The sequence below is a fragment of the Devosia sp. MDV22-iso42 genome (assembly GCF_058629155.1).
The window spans coordinates 1-7,458 of sequence record NZ_JBZVWR010000014.1 but is presented as its reverse complement, the minus strand read 5'-3'; the positions used below and the strand labels follow the sequence as shown (position 1 = coordinate 7,458).

Genomic DNA, 7,458 nt, shown 5'->3' with positions numbered 1-7,458 from the left:
CGGTGTCGCCGCCAGTGTCACCACCGGTGTCACCGCCCGTATCACCACCACCGCCGCCGCCGCCCGCATCAGCAACAACCACAACAGAGGGAATCACTGCCACTACCTCGGAACTCAGCACGGTCTGCTGATTGCCGTCCGATCCACCGGTGGTGGTGTCCAAAGCACCGCCAGCCGCTCCGTTTGGCGCGGCATTTGGAATGGCAGCCGTCCGGAAGCCCCCGACGCACAGGCTATCTGCGAGGACATTCAGATCGGTCTGCAGGCTCTGCGTCGATGCGCCGCCAGCGGCCGTGCGCACGCCGGCAGCCAGGTCCTGGCAGATCTTGGGCGAAGCGCCCTGGGCGCTGGCCGCGAGAGACGCCGACAGATCGATGATGTTCCGGTCCCGTGCCGCACCCGGCAACTGACCGCTCAAAAATGCCTGCACCATGGGTACGCAGCTGGCACCGGTCGCACCAATTACGCACTGGCTGGTCAGCGCGGCCACGGTCAATCCCTGGGAAAAGGCAGGAGAGCCGCCTGAAACCGCCAGCAGGCCCACCGCCAACACAACAGAAAAACTCTTTCTCATCGTACACTCCCTACTTCATTAAGGGATAAGTAACGTTGATAATTTCTAAAATCAATAGTCTTGTATTGTATAGTAAACGCAAGTGTTATTGTTCTGTAAGTCTGTTGTTATCTGTTTGTCAGCTTGATTTGTTCTATACTTTTCCAAGTGCTTGACTGATCAAGAATTTCCCGCTCGCGCTCCCCATTTAACTGGATGCCGGTTCGCGGTTTTTTGGGTATTTTGCATTTAGATAAAATTGCAGACAAATTGCTCAGCCCACTTCAAGGTGGGCCGGGCAGACTGTGACGCATCAAATCCTTGGTGAGGGGACACAAGATGCGCCGTCTGATAGCAATCGCCACTCTGGTCTTATCGTTTTCGCAGGTGCCCGCAGCGGTCCAGGCCAACACGGCGTCGCAGGCTGCCACTCGCCTGTCGGTGGGCCGGACATTCGTCGCCCCGGTAGGGTTCCAGATATTCTGCCTGCAAAACGCCAACCACTGCCGCGGCGGCGGCGCCGCCGAGGTCAAGCTGACCCAGGGCGCCCTGGATATCCTCAAGTCGGTCAATCGGCAGGTAAACGGCGCGATTTCGCCCCGCTCGGATCGCAATGACACCTGGTCGATTGGCGTCAGAAGCGGCGATTGCGAAGATTATGTGCTGGCCAAGCGCGCGGCCCTGATCAATGCGGGCATCTCGGCGAGCGCCCTCCGCATCGGTCTGGCCAAGACCCGCAGCGGCGAAGGCCACGCCGTCCTGATCGTGCGGACCAGTGAGGGCGATCTCGTGCTGGACAACATGACCGGGGCGATCCGCCCCTGGAACCAGAGCGGTCTGCGCTGGGTCGCGATGACGACGAGCAATGGCAAGAGCTGGCAGGCCATCAGCTGACCCTCGGCTGCTGCGTCAGCGGGTGGCTCGTCGACTAGACATCGGAGTCATCCACAAGCCTCAGCCCTATGGATACAGACAGTCCACCAATTTCTGAGGCCGAAAAGCCAATCGTTCCGCGGTTTAACTTGACTATTTCGCTGGCGATAGACAGGCCGAACCCGTTGCCGGGACGCGCTTCATCGATCCGATGACCGCGAATGCCCAGTTCCGATATTCGGTTACTGGGCACGCCTGGCCCGTCATCCTTGATCTCGATTTGCGCCATGCCGGCGTGCCGCAGGGTCCTGACGACCACCCGCGTGCCGGCCCACTTGGCCGCGTTCTCCAGCGTCGTGCCGATCAGTTCCATGAGGTCCTGACGGTCGATATCGACCCAGCAATCGCCTGCCAGGTCGGTCTCCCATACCAGCCCCTCGCCCTGGCGAGTCTTCTTGAGCACCGCCACGGTGCGTAGTATGGCCGTGTCCAGTTGGGAGCGCGTCGCGTGGGATTCGGCCGGTGTGCGCAGGGAGGCCAGGCGGAGCTGATAGTCGACCCGTTCCGACATCTCGAAGCCTAATTCCTGCACCAGGTCGGCTTCGGCGTCGTCGCCCCGGCCGCGCAGACGCTCCGCGACACTATACAGCGCGGCTAGAGGTGTCTTGAGACCATGGGCCAGATCGCCGGCGCGCCTGCGCGCCAGGTCAGTGGATTCGTCGCGCATGGACAGCAGCTGGTTGACCTCTTCAACGAGGGGCGCCAGTTCGGTGGGGAATGTCCCGGTCATGCGCGCCTGTTCGCCGCGACGGATCCCTTCGATGGCGCGCTGGACGGTTTTGATGGGACTGAGCCCGAACCGGATCAACGCCCAGGCAGCCAGCATGATCAGCATGCCCAGCAGCACGAACAGCTTGGCCAGGTCGAGCATGAAATTGCGTATGGTGGTCTCGAGCGGCGCAAAATCCTGGCCCACCGTGACCCGAAAGCGACGCACTGTGTCGACGGCGTCAATTTCGAGCAGTTTGCTGAACAGGATCAGCGGGCGCCCCTCCGAGGTGGTCCGGTAATAGAGTCCCTCGTTCAGGTCGGGTGCCTCGATCACGTAATCCCAGAGTGATCGCGATCGATTGATCAGTCCGTTATCCAGAGCTTCTATCTGCCAGTAGCGCCCGCCCAGGGGCGTATCAAACCGAGGATCGGGCAACTGGGCAGCCAGACTGGGCATGCTCTCGTCGGGCATCAGATTGGCAGCCAGCCAGGAAACTGCCGCTTCCATGTCAATGCGCGCCGTCCGCTCGACATTGGCGGTGAACAGGTATTGCAGTACGCCCGCCGACCCCGCCAGGAACAGAACGATCCAGATGAAGGCGAGGCCCATCAACCGCAGCCGCAGCGATCGAAGTTTCAAAAGCCTTCCCCGAGGGTGTAACCAAAGCCCCGGCGCGTGCGGATCACGTCACGGCCCAGGCGCTTGCGCACGCGCCCCACCAGGACCTCCACCGCATTGGATTCCCGGTCATAGTCCTGATTGTAGATATGCTCGGTGATTTCAAGCTGCGACACCACCCGACCGCGGTGATGGACGATATAGGCGATGAGTTTGAATTCCTGGGGCGTCAGGTCCAGCAGAACGCCGTCGTGATTGACCTGTAGGGTGCGCATGTCGAGCTGGAAAGGGCCGAAAGGCAGGCGCGAACTGGCATGCCCGCCCGAGCGCCGCACCAGCGCGCGTACTCGCGCCAAAATCTCCATGACGTGAAACGGTTTGACTACATAGTCATCGGCGCCCGCCTCGATACCCTCGACGCGCTCTTCCCATTGGCCGCGGGCGGTCAGAATGAGCACCGGCATGGACCGGCCAGCATTGCGCCACCGCTTCAGGACCGTCAGTCCATCCATGTTGGCTAGCCCCAGATCGAGCACCACCGCATCAAAGGACTCGGTATCGCCGCGCACCCACGCCGCCTCGCCATCGGCCTCGTGCTCCACGGCAAAACCACCCCGCGACAGCGCTGACGTCAGCGATTCCGCGATTAGCTTGTCGTCTTCGGCAATAAGTACCCGCATTAGCGCAGGGTAACCGGTTGCCCGGTCCTTGCATAGAAATACTGGGTGCTGACTCGACCGGCAGGTGACAACACCTTTACCTGGTAGAGAAGAAAGCCATTTACCTGAACCAGGCTGGCATCGATCAGCTGGCCTGCAGCGCCGTCAATCAGGCTGCGCACGATGGTTTCCAGCGGCACCGCAGCGCCTGATTGCATTGCCTCCAGGGCAACAGTCTGCGACTGCACTTTCACGGCAGAATTGGACGCCGGATTGCCATTGCTGTTGCCGGTTGAGCTAATCGTCTCGCCCGAACTGACGACAGCGTTCGCGTTGGCGGGTACACTGGAATCGGCAGCGCTGTTCCCGGTCGCAGCTTCACCACCATTGCCATTGACGTTGCCGCCAGCATTGCCGCCGCCACCGGCATTCGAACTGGCATTTCCGTTGGCATTGGGATTTGCACTGCTGCTGCCGGCATTGGCGGCGTTTCCGGCGCCATTGGCGTTGCCGCCATTGTCCTGGTTCTCGCCGGCAGCGCTATTGCCGTTCCCATTCCCATTGCCCTGTGCCATCGCGGAAGGTGCGAGGTGGAGGAACACAGCAATCGCCAGCAGTTTGAAAATGTTGCGTAACATGCTGTTAGCCATACACCCTGCAACCTGACAATTGGCTGACATCTTGGACTGTATTCCGTCAGGCGCGAAATATATCTCGCACACAGCCAAGCATCGCCGTCAACCTCCCGCTCAGCAACGCGGCTGCACTCTGCCCGCCATGCCGTTATTGATGCAAACGATGGGGCGATCGCCACCCCCGAACATTGTCGCGATCGTCCGAGTTGAAGCCGCTGCTCTCCGCCATGCCGATGTCCGGGCCAGGACATGAAATGGGGCGATGAGCTGCTGTCGCAGTTTCGAAGGCGAATGGCTGGTTCCGGGATTTCGTAATTGGACCGCGGACGTCTCAACGGGCGTCGTTGGAAGACCAGCGGCCTTGGCTTTTTGGGTCGGGTAGGGGCTGTGCGTCGACTTTCAGTGGCCGGGTCGCCAGCACGGTTTTGCAGCCATTCACGGCTCAAGAATGACCTGGTGAACCGAACGCCGTTCCCGACGTTGATAGAGGCTGTTCGTCACCGATTGGACCGGCAATGCCTGAGACACTTCCCGTCGTGACCCCCACGCTGCCGACCAGTTCGGTCGAGGCGACGAACCTGATGATCCACTATTACCGGGCCGAAATGACCCGGATGAATGCGTGGCGCGCCCGGCTCGATCTGACCAGCAACTGGGCCATCACCGTGGTGGCGGCGCTGCTGTCCGTGTCGCTCTCCAATGCCAATGCGCATCATGGCCTCACCCTCTTCGCCATGGTCATTATCCTGCTGATGCTGTTTGTCGAAGCGCGGCGCTATCGGTACTACGACGTTTACCGGATGCGGATCCGGCAGTTCGAGCGGCACTATTTCGGCCAGTTCTTCGAGGCGGACCCGCAGGGCGGACCCGAACCCTGGCTCAAAATGCTGGCGCAGGACCTGCGCCATCCCAAGTTCAGGATCACTTTGGCTCTGGCCCTCAGGCGCCGCCTGCGGCGCAATTATGTGTGGATGTTCCTCATCCTGCTCTGTGCCTGGATCGTCAAGATCGCCTCACCCGACCTGCAGGCCGGCGCCTCTCTGGACGCCGCGCGCCCCATTGCCACCCTTGTCGGCCATGCGGCGGTCGGCCCGGCGCCCGGCTGGATGGTGCTAACCCTGGTTGCGGGCTTTTACCTGGGTCTGGCCGTCGCCTGCCTCAAGGGCAAGGACCGGGGCGGCGACGAGGTGCATGTATGATCAACTGTGCACGGAATCATAATGTGAGTCAGCAACTTCAGGGTTTCCGCCACTTCTTCCCCAAATCCGGAATCATATCCTGCAAGGATGGGAAGCATAACCTGCACATGGCGCACCGCAGGGAATCATAAAATGACTCAGGTCTAAAATTTGGCTTTGCGCCAGCGGCTGCAACGAACGTTGTCGCACACCGTCTTGGCTGGTGATGAAACAGCATGATCGGCGCCGAGCTTTTTCCTTGATATTGGCCGGCAATCGACTGATCGTTCAACCGAAAGCCAACTTGGGGGCAAAGGTGAGCTTAGCCGAAGTCGAATGTCTTGTTGCCGAGCTGCTCGCTACCGGCCAGCTGAACGCCGACACCCGAGATGATATGTATCGAATTTTGGCAGAAGCTCGATCCAGCCGGTCATATGCTGATGACCTTCGCTATCTTCGTGACTTGCACACGAGGATCATTCCTGCGGGGGCCAGGAGCCAATCGGGCTCGCACGGAACCAGCGACACGGGGAGCAAGCCGCAAGACCTCCAGGCTTTGGTTCGCAAGTTACGAGATGAACTTGCGAAGGCGAACCAGACCATTGTCGAGCTTCAGGGGCGGACCACCACCACTGAGCCGCCTGGATCGAACCAGTTCAAAGAGATCAAGAAACGCTTCGCCAGGCGATACCACCCGAATGCGGTGGGATCATCCGGCATTGAGGCCATGGTGCGGGCTGAAATTTTTAAAGAGTTCTGGACCGAATTCGAGGAAGTTGAGCGGTCACAGTAGCTTGACGCTTTCGCCCCGAATTCGGCTAGGTGGTCCGATTAGCACCGTGCTTGATCAAGCCCGTGATGCTGCATCGAGAAACCCACTTTTGATCTCCCCATCCGGCAACTTCTTCAAGCAAGCATCTATTTCGGAGCGCATCAGCTTTATGTAGGCCTCAGCTGCTGGGGTTTCCGTGCCAGCGATGTACCACAGGAATCCGGCAAGAGCCATTTCGGCATTCTCCACCGTGGCCGAGAATTTTAGCTTGCTAGCGATAGTTGGAAAATGAATGACAAAGCGCTCTGACCCCTCCTGTGTGACAGCAGCGCTATGCATCCGACCAACGATTTGTGCGCGAAGTACAGCCATCTTCGAGGACGGCAATGCCTTCAAAACCTCGCTCCAATCTGGGGAGGTTCCAGGATCAAACGAACCTTCCAGCACGGCAATAGCAGCCGACGTGAGAGCGCTTACAAACTCCACCTCCTTCACCACAAAGCCAGCATTTTTCTGCATGGAGATTAGTAGGCGCCGATCTTCTGTCGATGAAACCAAAGCGGTTTCCCACTGTGTTTGATCGAGTTGGCCAAGGTACTTCTCGGCGAATTTCAGGATCGCTCTGGCCGGCGCGTCGGCATCAAGGCGTGTCACCGCCGCAAACATACGATCACTGACATTGCGCACTCGATCATGTGCAAAGGCACCTTCCAGCTCTTCATCAAACCGGCACTGTGCAAGAAAGTGTTGAGCTCCTTCAACGCTTAGGATGTCTTCCATTCTATCGAAAGTGGAGGCAAATGCGCGGAGGTCACGGATCCAAAACTCCTTGCCGGCTGCCATTTCGCGAAGCACCTGCTGGACAAATCCAGCCTTAGGCGCCTGGACTGCAATTGCCATCCAATCTGATGCACGTGTCGACACCGCAACGGCATCTGCCATTCTAGAGATTGTCTCGCTGTTGAGCGACGAAGAATCGTCAACGATGTCGTTGTACCAAGTCGCCGCCGTGGACTCCGTACCGCCGCGTGGCGTTCCGAGATGGTCCCCGCTGGTTACCAGCGCGATAAATACCAGCGAAATGGCGCTCACCGCGTACTTTCCATCAGTCTCAGCTCTATGGGCTCTTTCCGCGAGTATACCGTTGCGCACGACGGCAGTCATAGTTGTCGCAAATTGAGAAAAATCCCCGTTTCGCAAAAACACTTGACCTGCGCGAAGCAAGTGCTCGATTTTTTCTAAATTCTCTTCCCCTTGGAGGATTTGAGCTATTCTTTCGATATGGGCGTGCTCATATCCTTTTGTATGACGCACGAGTACCCTCACCGCCGGCGCATAGCCCGTGACCTGCCCCCAGCAAATCGGACCGTTTTGAACTGGAATTTTCCATTTATGATC

7 protein-coding genes and 1 pseudogene are annotated in these 7,458 nt (G+C 59.0%); 3 read left to right on the top strand and 5 right to left on the bottom strand.

From position 1 onward, the window contains the following. Positions 1-574: pseudogene (locus tag AC4NN3_RS17130) on the bottom strand (hypothetical protein); the annotation flags it as partial. Positions 575-892: 318 nt separating this feature from the next. Here AC4NN3_RS17130 and AC4NN3_RS17125 point away from each other — a divergent pair. Then, on the top strand, positions 893-1,447 hold the full coding sequence (locus tag AC4NN3_RS17125) for a transglutaminase-like cysteine peptidase (RefSeq protein WP_491928300.1): 555 nt from the start codon (positions 893-895) through the stop codon (positions 1,445-1,447). 34 nt (positions 1,448-1,481) lie between these two features. Here the strand turns inward: AC4NN3_RS17125 and AC4NN3_RS17120 are convergent, their stop codons facing one another. The 3 genes from AC4NN3_RS17120 to AC4NN3_RS17110 are packed head-to-tail and all read right to left on the bottom strand — an operon-like array spanning position 1,482 to position 4,113. After that, positions 1,482-2,807, bottom strand: a complete 1,326-nt coding sequence (locus AC4NN3_RS17120) for an ATP-binding protein (protein ID WP_491928299.1) — start codon at positions 2,805-2,807, stop codon at positions 1,482-1,484. 26 nt (positions 2,808-2,833) lie between these two features. Then, the gene (locus AC4NN3_RS17115; RefSeq protein WP_491928298.1) at positions 2,834-3,496 is read right to left on the bottom strand and encodes a response regulator transcription factor; all 663 of its coding nucleotides are present in this window, start codon (positions 3,494-3,496) and stop codon (positions 2,834-2,836) included. Next, the gene (locus tag AC4NN3_RS17110) at positions 3,496-4,113 is read right to left on the bottom strand and encodes a PepSY domain-containing protein (RefSeq protein WP_491928297.1); all 618 of its coding nucleotides are present in this window, start codon (positions 4,111-4,113) and stop codon (positions 3,496-3,498) included. Before AC4NN3_RS17110 ends, AC4NN3_RS17115 begins: the two co-directional genes overlap by 1 nt. Before the next feature lie 512 nt (positions 4,114-4,625). Between AC4NN3_RS17110 and AC4NN3_RS17105 the strand changes: the two genes are divergently transcribed. Further along, positions 4,626-5,309: a DUF2270 domain-containing protein gene (locus tag AC4NN3_RS17105; protein WP_491928296.1), complete on the top strand. Its 684-nt coding sequence runs from the start codon at positions 4,626-4,628 to the stop codon at positions 5,307-5,309. Between the two features lie 205 nt (positions 5,310-5,514). Further along, positions 5,515-6,081, top strand: coding sequence for a hypothetical protein (locus tag AC4NN3_RS17100; protein WP_491928295.1), 567 nt, complete (start codon positions 5,515-5,517; stop codon positions 6,079-6,081). A gap of 54 nt (positions 6,082-6,135) precedes the next feature. On the opposite strand, the gene AC4NN3_RS17095 is transcribed toward AC4NN3_RS17100, so the two are convergent. Further along, on the bottom strand, positions 6,136-7,458 hold a 1,323-nt coding region (locus tag AC4NN3_RS17095; protein WP_491928294.1), incomplete at its 5' end, for a hypothetical protein.